Consider the following 15,827-nt stretch of genomic DNA (forward strand, 5'->3'; position numbering starts at 1 on the left):
CATAAGGAGGGCCAACGCGTACCCCCACACACCCTGTTCATTTCAAGGACATTGCCATGACTGCAACCTTCATGAACAACTCGCCAGTTGCGACCGGTGCCGTGCAAGCCCTGATGTTTGAACGCAACGAATGGGTTCCCAACAACCCGCGCCTGCCGGTACTCATTTACCCCAACGCGATTGCCGTTCAGGGCGATGACCCCGCGGCGCTGTTCGAGCAAACCTTCAGCGCCAATGGCTGGCCACCTCATTGGCGAGACGGGGTTTACAGCTACCACCACTACCATACCGAAGGTCATGAAGTGCTTGGCATCGTCAGCGGCAAGGCCCGGTTAATGCTGGGCGGCCCGGATGGACAGGTACTTGAAGTCAACGCTGGCGACGTATTGCTACTACCGGCCGGCACCGGTCACTGCAATTTGGGTTCCAACGCAGACTTTCTGGTCGTGGGTGCTTATCCGCCGGGTCAGCAGGCCGATATCTGCCGCGAGGCGCCCACCAAGGCTCAACTGACGAGCATCGATACGTTGCCATTTCCCGATCAAGACCCGGTGCAAGGCTCACAGGGCGCAGTGCATCAGTATTGGGCTGGGCAGCGTTGACAGGCCGGGGGCAATCACGAACGGTGCGGACCTTTGCGCTGAAGACTTTGAAGCCGTAGGGGTAAATCCGTTCCGCATGCCACAGTCTCTTAGCAGCCTGCCCTCTATGAAAGCTCAAAAGAGAGTCCACCCCGCCAGCCGCCTCAGGGACGAGCTGATTGGGCGGCAACTGGCGAAGTGAACACATAGACAATAGCTGCCCCTACTGAACCTGCCCCACTCCGTCCATCTAATATCCCTGCTCGACCGCATCGTTTGTACGCTGTCTCTACTACGGTTATTCCACGACCGCTTTGCAACCGAGGAGCGCAGTGCATGTCCAGAATCTTCTCTCTGATGTTCGCCGTCCTGGTCCTCTGCGCCAGCCAGGCGATGGCGGACACCCTCAAGATCAGCGTGATCGGCGCCGGCAAGGTCGGCGGTACGCTGGGCACGCTATGGGTAAAGGCCGGGCATTCGGTGATGTTTTCGTCACGCCACCCCGAGGAGTTGGCGGACCTGGTCAAGGCGGCCGGTCCCAATGCTCAGGCGGGCACGGTCGGCGATGCGGCGACATGGGGCGATGTGATCGTATTGAGTGTTCCCTACGGCGCAATGCCAGTGCTATCCGAACAGCTGAAAGGCAAGCTGGACGGCAAAGTGCTGTTCAGCACCAGCAACCCCTTCAGCGGTCGAGACGGAGACATCGGGCGCAAGGCGCTGGATCTGGGCGTCGCCTCGGCAGACCAGCAATATTTGCCCGGCGTGCACCTGGCGCGAGCGTTCAACGCCATTGGCTCTGCCTCAATGAAAGACCTGTCGGGCAAAGACAAGGCGCTTCCCGTTTTCGCCGACGATGCCCAGGCGCGGGATGTCGGTGCCCGGTTAGTGCGTGATGCTGGATTTGTACCGGTGTTGTTCCCGCTGGCGCGAGCCAATGAAGGTTTGCCGGGCGGCCCGCTCAGCGGAGTCTGGACTGAGGCCGATCTGAAGCAAAAGCTGGGACGTTAGCGCAATGCCGGACTGAAGCTCACTGCATGTTGAAACCGACACAGGCCCGGGCCCAACACCGTCTAATCTCAATAGAGCAGGACCCAGACACGCCTCTTGATACAGGGGAAACGGGATGATCGTTAGAAAAGCAGCACGCCAATGTTCGCCATGGCTCATCCCTTCCCTGCTCGCCATCAGCCTGGCGCTAATCGCAGGATGTTCAGGCAAAGCTTCCACTGCTCACTATTCGGCCTCAAACGTCGGCTCGGCCTGCTATGCCAAAGCGCTCCCCACCGCCGGCGAAGGCGGCCTGGCCTGGGGCTCCACCTTGAGCATGGCGCGCCAAAAATCCCTGAATAATTGCATTCGCTATGCCGGCCGATCCGGCGGCACGCCGAATACCTGCCAAGTGGTGTTGGCGGAGTGCAGGAATTGAAACCTACGCGAACCCGAGGAACGACAGGATTACCACGACGACCACGACTAACCCGACGATGTAGATGATGTTGTTCATGAAACCCACCTCTCAACCAGAATAGGACTGCGGCACGAGGGCTTACACCTACACGGTAGTGCAGCTTTGCCCGCAATGCCATTGAGCTAGGGCCGATGTTGGGCAATCACAGCGGCCTGAAGCTTTCCACGCTGGACCTGGTCACGCAGCGAGTCACTTGGCGCTGTCTTCAACTCCAGCACCACATTGGGCCAGGCGGCGGCGAACGTCGGCAGGATGTCGCGGATGACATGGGCGGCATATTCCTGCGCTGCCGCGCTGCTGAAAAATGCCGGCATCGGTCTTCTGGCCATGGCCGGCTATCTGGCCGGCGTCATACAAGGCATCGCTCTGGGTGTGCCGGCGGGCCTTTCGGCGCTGTTCGCTAACCTGCTGCCGATGGCAAATGGTGTCAGGGATGGCGGTGTCCGGGGTTGGAATCTGGATGGTGGTGCAGTCGGAGGCTCGGCAGGTTCGGCGGCAAAACTGATGGATATTTCGGGTTGGAAATGGCGCTTGCTGACAGGCTGAAAATCGGCCAAAAGCCGACCTTGCAGGCCAGATAGTCACTTTTGCGCTGCTATGCTGACAACACCTGTTTCTGCACTAGAGACGATTAACATGGCAGCACTAGGCAAACACCCCCCGTTCACGTTCAAGGCTATGGCCTGTTCCGCTGGATTTTTCCTTGCCGCTTGGGGCGCCATAAAGCTGCTCGCCCCTTACTACGACCTGCCATGGATGGCAGATACCACGAGCTGGCTGCTACGTTTGCGGGATTGGATTTTACTGGAAACGCCAATGCCGAATTGGTCGCTGCTGATAATTATCGCGATTTTAATCAGCACCCTGTCTGTAGCGATTTACTACGCCCGCCACACTGATGGAGATTACGACGAGTTACATGAAATAGAGCGAAAAGTTTACAAGATGAACAACCCTCAGTTTCCACGACTGACAGATAACCAAACGCTACTGATGGAAGCGTTGGCCTATCATGCAAACTTCAGAAAAATTGCAAACTTAAACTCAATTTGCAAACTTGTCTCACTCAGCACATTAGAAGTTGAAGCCGGGCTGAAACAACTCCAAGCCAAACGTCTCGTAAAGCAAAAAGTGACACGCGGTACGTTTGGTGCCACCACTTTTGAACTTACCTTGGCAGGTAAGGATTATTCGTTAGAGCGATTTGAGCTGACGTAGCATCGACACACGGGACGAAGCCTAGAGGTGAGAATACCGGCAGGTACCTCAGTGGGCAGGCGCAAACTCGCCCCCTCGGGAGGGGATTTAGAGAAACGCTTTGAACGGCGCGCTATTCTTTTATCTGGGGGACACCCTCACCTTCAACACCTTTATCGTGATCGTGGTCCTGATTTCGGCTCTTGGCGTCGAAGGCCCGGCAGTGAACCAACTGTCGACAATCGTCCTGAGCGCTCGTGTGTGCCAGTCTCTGGTTCACGTATGCCATGTGCAAACCGATGCGTTCGTGGCGGTTCGTTTTGCCTTTTTCAGCGTTCAGATGGTGTGTTTTTTCGCGCTGATAGTCATGGCCGCTTACTACGGGATGTGACGAGCATCGCTCTACGATCGCACCGCACCCCAAGCCCTTTGAACTAGTCTGCGCTGTCACCCACGACGGTGGGCGTCGCAGCCGTACCCGCCAATAGGCCGCCATCGATGTTGAACTCACTGCCGGTCATGTACGTCGCTTCATCCGAGGCGAGTAGCAGTGCCAGTGCCGCAACCTCTTCGGGCATCCCGAACCTTCTAAGTGGAGTATCTCGAACCAGTGCGGCCATTCGCTCTTGACGATCGACGCCTGTGCCCAACATGGGCTCCCACATGGGTGTGAGGATGGCCGCTGGATGAATCGAGTTGCACCGAACGTTCAGACCTTGCTCGGCACAGTAGAGCGCCACTGTCTTTGTGTGGTTACGCACTGCGCCTTTGGACGAGGCATAAGCCGCGGCGCCAGGAATGCCGACCAAGCCTGATCGAGAGGAGATGTTGATAATGGACCCTGCCCCATGCTGCCGCATGGAGCGAATGGCGTACTTGCAACCGAGGAATACACCATCGAGATTGGTTTGATGCACTGCGTGCCAGTCCTCCAGACGCGCATGCTCCGGGTCGTGTCGAACGAAGCCTCGCTCAAATCCGGTGATCCCCGCGTTGTTCACCAATACATCCAGCCTGCCGCGCGCCTTCAGGATTTGCGCCGTCACTCGCTGCCAGTCTTCTTCCCGACGCACATCAAGGTGCAGATAGCTGGCGTGATCACCGAGCGAGTCTGCAACGACTTTGCCGAGTTCGTCGTTGATATCAGTGACATAGACAAAGCAATCCTCCTGCGCGAAGAGTCGCGCAATCGCCGCACCAATCCCTTGGGCCGCCCCGGTAACAATCGCAGTCTTGGACGTGAGTTTATTAGCCATAGTAATGCGGTAACTCCCTTGGGTCGTTTTCATGCCCGGCCACCTCAGCCATTTTTGCACTCAGAGCGGCGGGCGATTATGTGCGGGCCAGGAGGTTTAGAAGCCCTCCTCTTCAAGTCCTGTCGTGAGTCAAGACGATCTGCACCGTTCTCAATACGTTCAGAAGCCACGGGCGTGGGATCAAAGGCAACACTGTGTCCACTCCCAACGTAAACCGCGCTGGGTTTGAATCCCCACACTATTGGAAGCCTGAATCATGCCTACCTTGAACATTGAGAACTCCAGAACGAACGGCGTCGCTCAGAAATTTTCGCTCGGGGCTAGAACCACGGCGATCGGTACCTACGGTGCTTACGCTGCACTGGCCATTATTTACTTCTGGTTTGGCGGCATGAAATTTACGCACTATGAAGCCGAGGGCCTGGTGCCGCTGGTGAGCAACAGCCCTTTCCTGGGTTGGGTCTACAACATTTTCAGTGTCGATACGTTCTCCAGTCTGCTCGGCATCCTGGAAGTCTCGATCGGTGTGCTGATTGCAGGCCGCCTTCTGTCACCCAAGCTGTCGTTGATCGGTGGTGCGTTGTCTGCCGGGCTGTTTTTCACCACCTTGAGCTTCATGTTCTCGACACCCGGTGTGATTGAACCCGGCCTCGGTTTCCCGGCCATTTCGGTTGCGCCCGGTCAGTTTCTCCTGAAAGACATCGGGTTGCTTGCCGCCTCTGTGTTCGTGGCCGGCCATTCCCTGACTGCGCTGGAAAACCGATAAAACGATGATGTGTCCTCCCGGAATGGCCTGAAACCGCTCGATGTTTTCAGGCCATTTTCCCTTCACCCTCTCCTGTCGAATCCTTCATCCAGTCCCGGGGGCTGTAGCCCGTCTTGCGCCGAAATGCGCGGGCAAGCGCCGAAGGACTTTCATAACCGACCTCAGCGGCAATCAGCGTAATCGGTCGCCCTTCACGCAAACGCTTCTGCGCCAGACTGATACGCCAACTCAACAGATAATCGGCCGGTGTCTGCCCGATGACGGCCCGAAAATGCACGGCATAGGCCGCTCGCGACATGTTCGACTCGCTCGCGAGTTCGGCAATCGACCAGGGACGATGAGGGGCGTTGTGTATCTGGACCAGCGAGCGCGCCAGGCGCGAATCGGCCAGTCCGGCCATCAATCCGGTGTGCAACTGGTGGTGATCGAGCAGATGCCGAAACAACAAGATGATCAGCAGTTCGAACAAGCGATCCAATGCGGCCTCCCTGCCACAATGTCCGCCCCCAGCCTCAACGAACATCCATTTCAGCGTATCGGCCAGCATCGGTAGCTCATCCAGGGGCAGCACCAACAGATCGGGTAACGAAGCCGACAACGGGTTATCGACACCGCCCTCAAACTCCATTGACGCACACAAAAGTTGAGCCCCCTCGGGTTCACCGGCGAACAGTTGATGGCGGCGCGCGCGTGGCAGAAAAATCAGACTGGGCCGGGTCAGCCGCACGTCCTTGCGATCGAGTCCCAGCAACGTGACGGCACCGGCCTGAAGCAGATGAATATGACCGCGCTGGTCAGCACCATCATATGCCGCCATGCCGCACAGCTTGCCGTTGTAGAAGAGGTTTGCGCGCACGCCGAACTGCGACAACAAGGTAGACAAGCGATCCATGGGCGAACTCTTGGCGAGGTGTAGACGCGAAGTAGCATATCACTGACGGTTTGCACTCCGATTGGGCTCGTTCTCCACTCGACGCTCAATGAAACGACCGGCCTGACTCGCTTAGTGCGGTTCATTTAAGCGCAGACACTCACATTTGTGGCGAGGGGATTTATCCCCGTTCGGCTGCGAAGCAGTCGTAAATCCAGACAACTTGGTCTGTCTGAACGGACGCGGGGGGCCGCTTCGCAGCCCTACGGGGATAAATCCCCTCGCCACAGGTTCTTGCTCGCCTGAAGATTGTCTTAAGTGCACAGCGTTTCGGCCTGACCCTCCGGGCTCTTGTACATCACTTGCAACACCGCTCCCCAACCCGGCAAAAACACGATGCCGTAATCTCCACATCAGCCCGGGCCATGGCCAGGTCAAGCCGGGGCTTGGCCGCCGCGGCTTCAGCGTCCCGCCCCAGGCGTTTCAGGCATTCCACATAACCGTGGAGGCTCCACACATTGTCCAGATGCCAGGACGCACGGCTGAGTGTGTTATCCAGGCCGAGATCGGCCCGATAGGCCTGCAAGGCTTCTTCTACCCTGCCCTGCTCCAGAAGCAGCGCGCCCAGTGCGTGCCGGACCGGTTGCATCCAGCCCCACGGCTCGTCATAAGGAAGGTTGTCGTCCAGCGCCAGCGCCTCGCGCAGGTGGGCGAATGCGCTGTCGTGGTTGCCTTTGCGGTACTCGATTTCGCCGCGCAGCATAGCGCCGGCCACCGCCAGGATATCGAGGCAGGTGTTGTTGAAGATGTAGCGGGTTGGCGGCACTCGGGTCAGTGCATTGATGAACAGCTGCTGTTCGTTTTCTGCCGCGACGACATGCCCGCAAGCCGCGTGCGCCACGCCTCTGGCGTAATGCAGCATCGCGGTGGTCACGCAGTACAGTGCCTGGTCGTTCGGCAGCGGCGTGGCGAGTATGTCCAGCCATTTGCCGAAACGGATCTGTACGTGGACCTTCATCGACACGAAACCTTCCAGCCAGTCAGCCATGGGCGGCTGCTTCACGCGCAGCAGTTCTTCCTTGATGGTCGCGGTCAGTTGATCGGCGGCGTCCGAGGCCGGTTGGTACTGCCCGAGGAACATCGCCGAGTAAAGTTTAAAGTGGTAGTTGTGGCTTCGGTACAGGGTGTAGAAATTGATGGGGCCTTCTTGTTGCAGGTATTTGGTGTCGGCCTGGATCGCCCGGCTGTTGGTGATCATGGCCCCACGGTAATCGCCACAAAGCACGTCGATGTGCGACGGCATGTGACGCAAATGCCCGGCGTCCGGCACCAGGTCGCGCAGGACATCGCCAGCGCGCAACGCCCTCTCCGGGTAAGGCGACATTTCCATGGCATGGACGTACATGTGCAGCACGCCCGGGTGCGGCGCATCGCCGTGCTGCTCCATCCGCCCGAATGCTGTCTCCAATACAGCCACCGCCTCCAGCGTGTCGGCGCCCGGTGCCGGCGTGCCGGTTTTCAGGTCCCATAATTGCCAGGGCGTGCGGTCGATCAGCGCTTCGGCAAACAGCGCAACGACGTCGGGATCATCAGGAAAGGTTTTGTAGACATCGCGCATGGCCGCCGCGTAGGCGTCGTTCCAGGCGAAGAGCTGCTCAAGACTGGCCGCCTCATCCGCCTGGTAGCGCTTTTCCAGCGCCCGGATCAGCGCCTGCTCCACCGGCTTTGCCCCGTCGAGATGCGCCAGCGCGGCGTGCGTCGCCAGCCGGGCGTGGGCCACGGCGTCTTTCAACTCTTGTTCGATGAACGCATCCCAGCGCTTGTTGTAGTTGGGGCCGGAGGCGTAGGCGATGCCCCAGTAGGCCATCGCGCACCCGCTGTCGTTTTCGATGACTTTGTGGAAACAGCGAATGGATTCGTCGTGGTTGTAGCCGTAGCACCAGATCAGACCGCGGTCGAACCAGAGCTGGGCTTGGGGCGAATGGGTAGTTATCGGACGGCTGTAGGTGCCCAAATCGTAATAGTCATGCATCGGTTTATCCTCTCGACCAGAGCATGAAACCTCGCAGGAAATGCTTGTAGACGGGGACGGATGAAGCGGCCTGATTTCCTGGAGACCGTTGATAGCTGAGGAGGTAAAGCATAGCCCTGCGATCGTGGGTGAGTTATGCAGCCGACGACAGGTTTGCGACGGCTGATATTCCGGGTTTGTGGAGTAAATGAAACGGGCTCCGGCTTTTTTGGCTTTTACCAGCTGCCGTAAGGGATGCCGTATTGGCTGATGTAGCGCTTCGCCTTGTCGCTGACGGGATAGGCATATTGCCCTTGGCTTTTGCCTTGGTCCGGGCCCATCGGTTCTATCTCTGCTTGCGCCCGAGCGACCTTGACGGCCTTCATGCATTTATCCGCTACCCACACTTGGACAACTCCACCGGGTGCCACGCCAACATAAACCAGCGCGACATTACCTGCGGGCTCATCCGGTGATGCAGGGCAAGGTTCTTTCCAGGTAGCGCGCATGATTTGTCGGGCCTCTTCTGGAATATCGACCCATACTCGGTACGTTTGGGGTTCGACTATCGACTGCCAGCGAACAAATATACGTTTGGGTAATTCGGCACCAACCACCTCACGAATGCCTCCGGTTATTTCGCCCCACCCTCGAGCGGACTCTGTACTGTTCTCTGGCTCTCCACCCGCTGCCGTACCGCCCCCTGTACGGTGGAACAGCTTACCGTTGATGTCTTCAACCGCGCTGTCTTCGACCCAAGCTTTCATGTAGTACGGCTCGTTGAAGCTGAGGCTCCACCACTTTCTCGTGAGTTCCGTTTCGGGTGATACAAGGTTTGTAGCTTGGCAGCCTGAAACCAATAGCAGTCCCAACAACATTCCCAAGACACGCATCAAAACGTTCTCCAGCTTGAATCCTGCACGTGGGGATGACGCACGCGCACGCCATCTGCGGTGGGCGCATTGGTGTAGCGGAGATCTACGCCACGCTCTCGACTTAATCCTATTGGATTGCTCCAGTTGGCTGACATATGGATGTAATGCAATTTGAGCGCTTGGTCTTCTGTGGCAGTGACTTCGTAGCTACCACCAAGAAATCTGTCTCGGAGAGCTTGGAGCTCCGACGGAACAGAGTACTGAGAGGTTTTTGGTATATCGATGAACTGCACACCCTTCTCCTTCGCCAATTTATGCATCAAATGCAGATACACCACTGACAGCTTGCCACTGACCGAACGCTTTAACTGCAAACCTGCGTACGCTCGGACCTGCTTGAACCCGGTGCTCTGCTCTGCCTTCGGCAAGAGGCTCTGTTTCGGAGTCACAATTTCCAGCATTGTCTCCGGCCAGCCGTTGGCGATCCACTTGGCTTTTTGCTGCTGGGCGTCACGATAAATTGAAGTGGTTCGAATATCTGCTCCCTCTCGTATCGTAAGGGCCTGCATAGGGCTGACCAGCACACACTCCTCCACTTCCTCCCGATAACCTCCACCGATATCCGAATGCACGCCTGGAACAGATATTTCTGTGTGTGCGGGAATGACCGTGCTTAACGCGAAGTTGGCTCGAATTTCATCTCGCGCGGTCAACTGAACAACATCGGTAAAGTATTTTCGATCAAGGTAGAGTTTGATCCCCGGCGCTATCGGGCTCTGGATGCTACCAATGTTTGTGACCCCCGCGATCGAGGGGACGGTATCGAAGAGTCCGATAAACCCCATGATGATTTCGCTGTTGTACTGGCCACCAAAACTGGAGCTGAAGCCCCTAGGGTTGCTACGCAGCACTTCGCCCAAAGGCCCTTGTTTGCAACGTACGATTTCATTGGCGAAATGTCGGGCAGCGGCAGCACCTCGACTGAATCCAAAGGTGTCGAACGTGAGCGATGTGATCTCGCTACCGGGGTTACGATCTGCCACTTCCTTGATCAGTGTTTTCATGGCGACAAACGCTTTTTGCACCTTCCCCGCGACACCGGTATCTCCTCGCCCTGTGGCCGCGGCCCCCATGCTGTCCTCAACGCCTGCATCCGTACCGATCCCATCGACATACAAACTGCGAAGTACGAGTTTGGCTGAAGCATCGCTGCCGGCTACTTCCGATGTCGGATAAAGCTCATAGAGCTTGAAGACATTACTGACATCGTTGCCATAACTGCCTTCAGGATCCGCCATATATGGCTTACAACTCGCATCGACATCCGCTGGCTGGATCGGATGATGTGCGCCGCAAAGCAGCCCCGAGGCCGAATTGCCGGCATTGTTCAGCGTCCCGTCAAAGAACACCCCAATGCGCAACGCGACCCTGATTTTTTCTTTCGCAGGCGCCGGTGCCTTGCCGTGTTTCTCGTATTCCGCCCAGCGCTGGGCATGGATGTCGACGGGTTTGGCTTCGTCGTATCGATAGTTTTTCGGGGGGTTGGGGACGTATCCACTCATTCCTTGATCACCTGGCTCCTTGGTACAGCGGGCGCTGAGGGTGCCACTGTGGATCCAGTGAAGCAATGCATAGCCAGAGGCCATCACCCACTGAAACTGAGTGTTGTCCATACATTGCCGTCGTCGATAGTCACCATCAATTCAATGAAGTTCTCATAAAAAATCCGCGGCGTAAGATCGGCTCCATACCAAACAACTACACCCCGGAGCACAAAATCATGAAACGCCAATTCCTTCTCAGCATCGCTTTCTCGGTTTTTGCAGTTAACGCTTTTGCCGCTTCTTCTGCTCACCCGGTTGTCGCTGAAGGTGGCTCGGATCGTCTGATTGAAAGTCGTGTGGCTGAAGGTGGTTCGGATCGTCTGATCGAAAACCGCGTTGCTGAAGGTGGTTCCGACCGTCTGATCGAAAACCGCGTTGCCGAAGGTGGTTCTGATCGACTGATCGAAAACCGCGTCGCTGAAGGTGGTTCCGACCGTCTGATCGAAAACCGCGTTGCCGAAGGTGGTTCTGATCGACTGATCGAAAACCGCGTCGCTGAAGGTGGTTCTGACCGACTGATTGAAAGCCGCGCCGCATAAATGATTGGTTTCACCGCAGTACTCAACGAAAAGCCCGGCCTAATCAGCCGGGCTTTTTCGTGCACCACGCTATTTCAACTATCCACGCACATGGATAGTCATGACAGCTTTAGCGGCTATTGATCCTCTTTTCAGTCTATTAGCATCAACAGCAGGTAGAAGCCTCTACCTGCCATGAACTTGAACAGAGGATCAAAATGAACAAGCCCGAGTTTTTTGTTACGCCCGGCTATGGGGAAACCCTGCTCAATGCATTGCATTACTCTCAAGCGCTAAGAATCGGCGATCGAGTTGAGACTTCCGGCCAGGGCGGTTGGGATGACGATCTGCAGATCCCCGAATCGATCGAGGACGAGATTGTTCAGGCGTTTCAAAACCTGGAGCGAACCCTGGCGACGGCAGGTGCCGGTTGGGAGCATGTGGTCCACGTCAATTCTTACCATGTCGCAGGTTTCCCTCCGATAGTTAACGAGACGATGGCCAGGCTATATCGGCATTACATGCCCAACCACGCTCCCATCTGGACGCAACTCGGAGTCGCGTCACTTGGACTGCCAACGATGCGCATTGAAATCCGCGTTACCGCCATTGTTCCTTGAGTTTCAATGAGCGGGCGACGCCTCTCGGAATGTCTGAATCACCCAATCGATAAAAACCTTCAGCCGGGCATTTTGATGTCGATTGGGTGGATAGAGGACATGAAACGGCATGGCGGGTCGAGACCAGTCTTCCAAAACGGCCACTAACTCGCCGGCGTCCAGACAAGGCTGAACGATGCGCCTGAAGTGCTGCCCGATACCCAGGCCCGCGAGCATCATTTCTTTAAGGCCATTACCGTCATTCGTCGAGAATTCGCAGTCACCGACTTCATATCGTTGAGTGCCGTTCTCGAAAATCAAGGGTTCCGGTTTCCCCGTCGTGGCAAAGAAGTAGCCTGCCTGAACATGGTTAGTCTGGAGATCATTCGGGGTAGAAGGCATCCCCATGCGTTCGAGGTAAGCGGGGGCCGCGCAGGTGACGTAGTGAAGGTCGACAAGCTTGCGCCCGATCATCGTCATGTCATCCAGTTCACCGGCACGAATCACGCAATCCACGCCCTCGCCGACGATATTCACTGGTCGGTCGCTGATGCCTAAAGCAACGGTGATATCGGGATACTCGCGATGAAAATCAGGCAACGCGGGTATCAGCAGGCAATTGGCGAATGAGGCTGGCGCATCAATCCTCAGATGCCCGCCAGGCTTGAGTTTTTTACCACGGACGGCGGTGTCCACGGAATCTAGTTCTGCAATCAGGCGCATTGAATGACTGTAGTATTCCAGCCCGTCCGATGTGGCGGCGACTGCGCGGGTAGTTCGGTGCATCAGCTTGATGCCAAGGTGCTTTTCGAGGTCGGTGATCAACTTGCTGACCGTCGAACGTGGAAGCGCCAGTTGGTCGGCAGCCCGGCTGAAAGATCCTGTTTCCACAACACGTACAAAAGCACGCATTGCTAAAAGTTGATTCACTGTGGTCTACCCGCTTGATGATGAACATCCAGCCTTACTGTCCATGAATCTGCACATTGATGACTGAAATCAGTAGGTTTGTTCTGCGTTTGAGTCTAACTCAGCAGGCGCTCCAAGCGTTGTATGCTTGGCGTCCGCTTGTGATACACATCACCTGATTGAAAATACGAGTTCTAATGAGGTTTTGCTTATGCCCTGCTCCCCACGCATCCCGCAGCTGCTGACTTGCGCCCTGATCGGTTTACTCGCTGGCGGCGCACAGGCGAGCACGCCCTCCCCGGCACCCGCCAGTTTGCAACCGCTGCTGGTGACGATGAACGAGCGTCTGAACATTGCTGATCTGGTGGCGCTGACCAAGTGGGACAGCGGCAAGGCGATTCAGGACAGTGTCCGCGAAGCACAAGTCATCTCCAATGCCAGGAAGTTGGCCGTTAAACGAAAACTGGACCCGGAACAGGTCGCCGAGTTGATCGCTGCACAGATTGAAGCCAACAAACTGGTGCAGTACGGGCTGCTCGCGAACTGGCGAGCGGCCGGCAAGGCGCCGGACACACCGCGTCCGGACCTCGCCAAGCAGATCAGGCCTCAGCTGGATGAGCTGCAAAGTCGCCTGCTGCAGCAATACGCCGACTTCGCGCCCTTTCGCAAAGACCCGAACTGCCCGGACTGGCTGGGCGAGGCGCGAGCCGGCCTGATCAAGGATCAGCTGCATGGTCAGGCATTGATACGCGCTACCGGGGAGCTGTGTGTCGCGGATCAGTGACAGGGCGATGCCCGTTTCGGTCAGCCATTGACTGCATCAATAGTCACCATTAACTCAATGAAGTTCTCTTAAAAACTCCGGGGCGTAACATCAGCGCCATACCAAACAACTACACCCCGGAGCACAAAATCATGAAACGCCAATTCCTTCTCAGCATCGCTTTCTCGGTTTTTGCAGTTAACGCTTTTGCCGCTACTTCTGCGCACCCGGTTGTCGCTGAAGGCGGCTCCGACCGTCTGATCGAAAACCGCGTTGCCGAAGGTGGCTCCGACCGCTTGATCGAAAACCGCGTTGCTGAAGGTGGTTCCGACCGCTTGATCGAGAACCGCGTCGCTGAAGGTGGCTCCGACCGTCTGATCGAAAATCGCGTTGCCGAAGGTGGCTCCGACCGTTTGATCGAAAACCGCGTCGCTGAAGGTGGCTCTGACCGTTTGATCGAAAACCGCGTCGCTGAAGGTGGTTCTGACCGTCTGCTCGAAAACCGCGTCGCCTGAATGAATGGCTTTACAGCGGTACCCAACAAAAAGCCCGGCCTAACCAGCCGGGCTTTTTCGTGAGCTACTTTTAGTACATTCGCATAGCCTCCAGTCGATCTTCGCGGCACTATTCAAGTCTTGCGGCAAGCCATCAGGCGACACTGCATGTGCCACACCGGAGCGTTTTACAGAACAACAAAAATACAGGAATTGAAAATGTCTGAGCTGAACCTGCATCCCAACGCCGCAAAATCCCTGAGCCAATGGCACGACATGATCCTCAAGGGCGACTTGAGCGCCCTGCCCGAATTGTTGGACCCACAAGCAATATTTCGCTCGCCCATGGCTCACAAGCCCTACCCGGGAGCGCCCGTGGTCTCGATGATTCTCAACACGGTCGTCAAAGTGTTTGAGGATTTTACCTACCACCGCGAACTGTCAACCGCCGACGGCCTGAGCGTCGTTCTGGAATTCAGCGCCAAAGTCAGCGGCAAAGAGCTGAAGGGCATCGACATGATCCGGTTCAATGAACAGGGGAAAATCGTCGAGTTCGAGGTAATGGTCCGCCCATTCAGTGCCTTGCAAGCGTTGGGAGAGCAAATGGGACAACGCCTTGGCGCTTATCTGGCGGCCAGTAAAGCCTGATTGCGTTGCATCGTTCGCAGGGAGGTGCTGCGGCCTGGCACCTCGCTTGCGGGTACCGATCGCGATCAAGGCGCGGCAACCCGGAAGAACTGATTGTCGGGCCGCGCCCTTGGTTCCAGATCCCGGACTATCCTTTCATGCGGTCGCCGCACTTCCCTTGCTCCGCGGCGACGTCTGAGCAGTCCCCTTGTGTCTCCTGATCTGGAGGTCTCCCATGAGCGATAGCACCGAAGTCACGTCCTTCACCGGCTGGGCCGCAATGGTCGCCGGCGCGCCACTGGAGCGTTACAGCTACGACCCCGGTCAATTGGGGGATGAGGAGGTGGAAGTTGCGGTGGAATATTGCGGCGTCTGCCACTCCGACCAGTCGCTGATCGATAACGAATGGGGCGTCAGCAGCTACCCTTTTATCCCTGGCCACGAGGTGGTCGGCAGCATTGTGCGAGTGGGTGCGCAGGTCCGCGGTCTTCAGGTGGGGCAACGGGTGGGCATCGGCTGGTACAAGGGCAGTTGCATGCATTGCTCATCATGCATCGGCGGCGCCCACCATCTGTGCGGCACCGCCAAACCCACCATCATCGGCAGCAACGGCGGTTTTGCCGACCGCGTGCGTTCGCACTGGGCCTGGGCGCTGGCGATACCGGGTGAACTCGACCCGTCGATGGCCGGGCCGCTGTTCTGCGCCGGTTCGACGGTGTTCAACCCGCTGCTGGAATTCGGTGTCAAACCCACTGATCGGGTCGGCGTGGTGGGCATCGGCGGCCTCGGTCATCTGGCGCTTCGCTTTCTCAACGCCTGGGGCTGCGAGGTCACCGCATTTACCTCGTCGTTGAACAAGACCGACGAAGCCCGGCGCCTCGGCGCGCACAACGTCGTCGCCTCGACCGACAGCGACTCGCTGAAAGCCATTGCCGGCACCCTGGATTTCCTGCTGGTGACGGCCAACGCCAACCTCGACTGGACGGCCATGCTCGCCACCCTGCGCGGCAAGGGGCGCCTGCACTTTGTCGGCATCGTGCCCGACGCTATTCCCGTGCATGTGTTCAACCTGATCCCCCAACAAAAGACCCTGTCCGCCTCGCCGGTCGGCTCGCCGAGTACCACGGCGACCATGCTGGAATTCTGCGCACGTCATCAGATCCTGCCGCAGGTCGAGCTTTTTCCCATGAGCCGGGTCAACGAAGCGATCGATCACCTGCGCAGCGGCAAGGCGCGTTACCGCGTGGTGCTGGATGCGAGCAAATGAGGGACTGACGCTGATATG

General features: G+C 57.3%; 17 protein-coding genes and 3 pseudogenes. 13 read left to right on the plus strand and 7 right to left on the minus strand.

Annotated features, from left to right (window positions below; genetic code table 11):
- Window positions 1-56 precede the first annotated feature (56 nt).
- From ACA053_RS17040 to ACA053_RS17050, 3 genes are all read left to right on the plus strand, one after another.
- Window positions 57-602, plus strand: a complete 546-nt coding sequence (locus ACA053_RS17040) for a cupin (protein WP_497393182.1) — start codon at window positions 57-59, stop codon at window positions 600-602.
- 315 nt (window positions 603-917) lie between these two features.
- Complete coding sequence (locus ACA053_RS17045) at window positions 918-1,592, plus strand: NADPH-dependent F420 reductase (protein WP_497393184.1); 675 nt, start codon at window positions 918-920, stop codon at window positions 1,590-1,592.
- A 118-nt stretch (window positions 1,593-1,710) separates the two neighbouring features.
- Entirely contained in the window at window positions 1,711-2,010 is a 300-nt protein-coding gene (locus ACA053_RS17050; RefSeq protein WP_497396194.1) for a hypothetical protein, read from the plus strand.
- Between the two features lie 176 nt (window positions 2,011-2,186).
- Here ACA053_RS17050 and ACA053_RS17055 read toward each other — a convergent pair.
- Window positions 2,187-2,333: pseudogene (locus ACA053_RS17055) on the minus strand (LysR family transcriptional regulator); the annotation flags it as partial.
- Between the two features lie 7 nt (window positions 2,334-2,340).
- On the opposite strand from ACA053_RS17055, the pseudogene ACA053_RS17060 reads away from it, so the two are divergent.
- The 3 genes and pseudogenes from ACA053_RS17060 to ACA053_RS17070 all read left to right on the plus strand — a co-directional run.
- A pseudogene (locus ACA053_RS17060) lies at window positions 2,341-2,473 on the plus strand (EamA/RhaT family transporter); the annotation flags it as partial.
- Window positions 2,474-2,688: 215 nt separating this feature from the next.
- Window positions 2,689-3,270 (plus strand): hypothetical protein, encoded by a 582-nt coding sequence (locus tag ACA053_RS17065; protein ID WP_109632547.1) that lies wholly within the window; start codon window positions 2,689-2,691, stop codon window positions 3,268-3,270.
- A gap of 151 nt (window positions 3,271-3,421) precedes the next feature.
- A pseudogene (locus ACA053_RS17070) lies at window positions 3,422-3,640 on the plus strand (MAPEG family protein); the annotation flags it as partial.
- Window positions 3,641-3,683: 43 nt separating this feature from the next.
- Here the strand turns inward: ACA053_RS17070 and ACA053_RS17075 are convergent.
- Window positions 3,684-4,505: an SDR family oxidoreductase gene (locus ACA053_RS17075; protein WP_109636116.1), complete on the minus strand. Its 822-nt coding sequence runs from the start codon at window positions 4,503-4,505 to the stop codon at window positions 3,684-3,686.
- 256 nt (window positions 4,506-4,761) lie between these two features.
- On the opposite strand from ACA053_RS17075, the gene ACA053_RS17080 reads away from it, so the two are divergent.
- A complete protein-coding gene (locus tag ACA053_RS17080; protein WP_109632549.1) occupies window positions 4,762-5,271 on the plus strand; it encodes a YkgB family protein in 510 nt (169 codons plus the stop codon).
- A gap of 46 nt (window positions 5,272-5,317) precedes the next feature.
- Here ACA053_RS17080 and ACA053_RS17085 read toward each other — a convergent pair whose 3' ends face one another.
- The 4 genes from ACA053_RS17085 to ACA053_RS17100 all read right to left on the minus strand — a co-directional run bounded on the left by ACA053_RS17085 (window position 5,318) and on the right by ACA053_RS17100 (window position 10,590).
- Complete coding sequence (locus ACA053_RS17085) at window positions 5,318-6,163, minus strand: helix-turn-helix transcriptional regulator (protein ID WP_497311895.1); 846 nt, start codon at window positions 6,161-6,163, stop codon at window positions 5,318-5,320.
- A gap of 337 nt (window positions 6,164-6,500) precedes the next feature.
- Complete coding sequence (locus tag ACA053_RS17090; RefSeq protein ID WP_497393186.1) at window positions 6,501-8,174, minus strand: tetratricopeptide repeat protein; 1,674 nt, start codon at window positions 8,172-8,174, stop codon at window positions 6,501-6,503.
- Window positions 8,175-8,389: 215 nt separating this feature from the next.
- Window positions 8,390-9,046, minus strand: a complete 657-nt coding sequence (locus ACA053_RS17095) for a DUF2931 family protein (RefSeq protein ID WP_497393187.1) — start codon at window positions 9,044-9,046, stop codon at window positions 8,390-8,392.
- Window positions 9,046-10,590, minus strand: coding sequence for a T6SS phospholipase effector Tle1-like catalytic domain-containing protein (locus tag ACA053_RS17100; RefSeq protein ID WP_497396197.1), 1,545 nt, complete (start codon window positions 10,588-10,590; stop codon window positions 9,046-9,048). Before ACA053_RS17100 ends, ACA053_RS17095 begins: the two co-directional genes overlap by 1 nt.
- Window positions 10,591-10,808: 218 nt before the next feature.
- Here ACA053_RS17100 and ACA053_RS17105 point away from each other — a divergent pair, with 218 nt between their 5' ends.
- Together ACA053_RS17105 and ACA053_RS17110 are read left to right on the plus strand one after the other, a co-directional pair.
- Window positions 10,809-11,171, plus strand: a complete 363-nt coding sequence (locus ACA053_RS17105; RefSeq protein WP_497393188.1) for a hypothetical protein — start codon at window positions 10,809-10,811, stop codon at window positions 11,169-11,171.
- A gap of 197 nt (window positions 11,172-11,368) precedes the next feature.
- On the plus strand, window positions 11,369-11,770 hold the full coding sequence (locus ACA053_RS17110; RefSeq protein WP_497393189.1) for a RidA family protein: 402 nt from the start codon (window positions 11,369-11,371) through the stop codon (window positions 11,768-11,770).
- A 3-nt stretch (window positions 11,771-11,773) separates the two neighbouring features.
- On the opposite strand, the gene ACA053_RS17115 is transcribed toward ACA053_RS17110, so the two are convergent.
- Window positions 11,774-12,679 carry a LysR family transcriptional regulator gene (locus tag ACA053_RS17115; protein WP_497393190.1) on the minus strand — a complete coding sequence of 302 codons (906 nt, stop codon included), beginning with the start codon at window positions 12,677-12,679 and terminating at the stop codon, window positions 11,774-11,776.
- A gap of 190 nt (window positions 12,680-12,869) precedes the next feature.
- Here ACA053_RS17115 and ACA053_RS17120 point away from each other — a divergent pair, with 190 nt between their 5' ends.
- From ACA053_RS17120 to ahr, 4 genes are all read left to right on the plus strand, one after another.
- Window positions 12,870-13,442 (plus strand): chorismate mutase, encoded by a 573-nt coding sequence (locus ACA053_RS17120; RefSeq protein ID WP_497393191.1) that lies wholly within the window; start codon window positions 12,870-12,872, stop codon window positions 13,440-13,442.
- A 131-nt stretch (window positions 13,443-13,573) separates the two neighbouring features.
- Window positions 13,574-13,936, plus strand: coding sequence for a hypothetical protein (locus ACA053_RS17125; protein WP_109632563.1), 363 nt, complete (start codon window positions 13,574-13,576; stop codon window positions 13,934-13,936).
- Between the two features lie 198 nt (window positions 13,937-14,134).
- Window positions 14,135-14,563, plus strand: a complete 429-nt coding sequence (locus ACA053_RS17130) for a nuclear transport factor 2 family protein (RefSeq protein WP_109632565.1) — start codon at window positions 14,135-14,137, stop codon at window positions 14,561-14,563.
- Between the two features lie 214 nt (window positions 14,564-14,777).
- Window positions 14,778-15,809, plus strand: a complete 1,032-nt coding sequence (gene ahr / locus ACA053_RS17135) for an NADPH-dependent aldehyde reductase Ahr (RefSeq protein ID WP_497393192.1) — start codon at window positions 14,778-14,780, stop codon at window positions 15,807-15,809.
- The last annotated feature ends 18 nt before the right edge of the window (window positions 15,810-15,827 follow it).

It is taken from the genome of Pseudomonas sp. LBUM1672 (assembly GCF_059695655.1).

Bases quoted from the DNA above. Each gene is read 5' to 3' on its own strand.
- ACA053_RS17040 (WP_497393182.1), top strand. From the start codon at position 57: ATGACTGCAACCTTCATGAACAACTCGCCAGTTGCGACCGGTGCCGTG.
- ACA053_RS17045 (WP_497393184.1), top strand. From the start codon at position 918: ATGTCCAGAATCTTCTCTCTGATGTTCGCCGTCCTGGTCCTCTGCGCC.
- ACA053_RS17065 (WP_109632547.1), top strand. From the start codon at position 2,689: ATGGCAGCACTAGGCAAACACCCCCCGTTCACGTTCAAGGCTATGGCC.
- ACA053_RS17075 (WP_109636116.1), bottom strand. From the start codon at position 4,505: ATGGCTAATAAACTCACGTCCAAGACTGCGATTGTTACCGGGGCGGCC.
- ACA053_RS17080 (WP_109632549.1), top strand. From the start codon at position 4,762: ATGCCTACCTTGAACATTGAGAACTCCAGAACGAACGGCGTCGCTCAG.
- ACA053_RS17085 (WP_497311895.1), bottom strand. From the start codon at position 6,163: ATGGATCGCTTGTCTACCTTGTTGTCGCAGTTCGGCGTGCGCGCAAAC.
- ACA053_RS17090 (WP_497393186.1), bottom strand. From the start codon at position 8,174: ATGCATGACTATTACGATTTGGGCACCTACAGCCGTCCGATAACTACC.
- ACA053_RS17095 (WP_497393187.1), bottom strand. From the start codon at position 9,046: ATGCGTGTCTTGGGAATGTTGTTGGGACTGCTATTGGTTTCAGGCTGC.
- ACA053_RS17100 (WP_497396197.1), bottom strand. From the start codon at position 10,590: ATGAGTGGATACGTCCCCAACCCCCCGAAAAACTATCGATACGACGAA.
- ACA053_RS17105 (WP_497393188.1), top strand. From the start codon at position 10,809: ATGAAACGCCAATTCCTTCTCAGCATCGCTTTCTCGGTTTTTGCAGTT.
- ACA053_RS17110 (WP_497393189.1), top strand. From the start codon at position 11,369: ATGAACAAGCCCGAGTTTTTTGTTACGCCCGGCTATGGGGAAACCCTG.
- ACA053_RS17120 (WP_497393191.1), top strand. From the start codon at position 12,870: ATGCCCTGCTCCCCACGCATCCCGCAGCTGCTGACTTGCGCCCTGATC.
- ACA053_RS17125 (WP_109632563.1), top strand. From the start codon at position 13,574: ATGAAACGCCAATTCCTTCTCAGCATCGCTTTCTCGGTTTTTGCAGTT.
- ACA053_RS17130 (WP_109632565.1), top strand. From the start codon at position 14,135: ATGTCTGAGCTGAACCTGCATCCCAACGCCGCAAAATCCCTGAGCCAA.
- ahr (WP_497393192.1), top strand. From the start codon at position 14,778: ATGAGCGATAGCACCGAAGTCACGTCCTTCACCGGCTGGGCCGCAATG.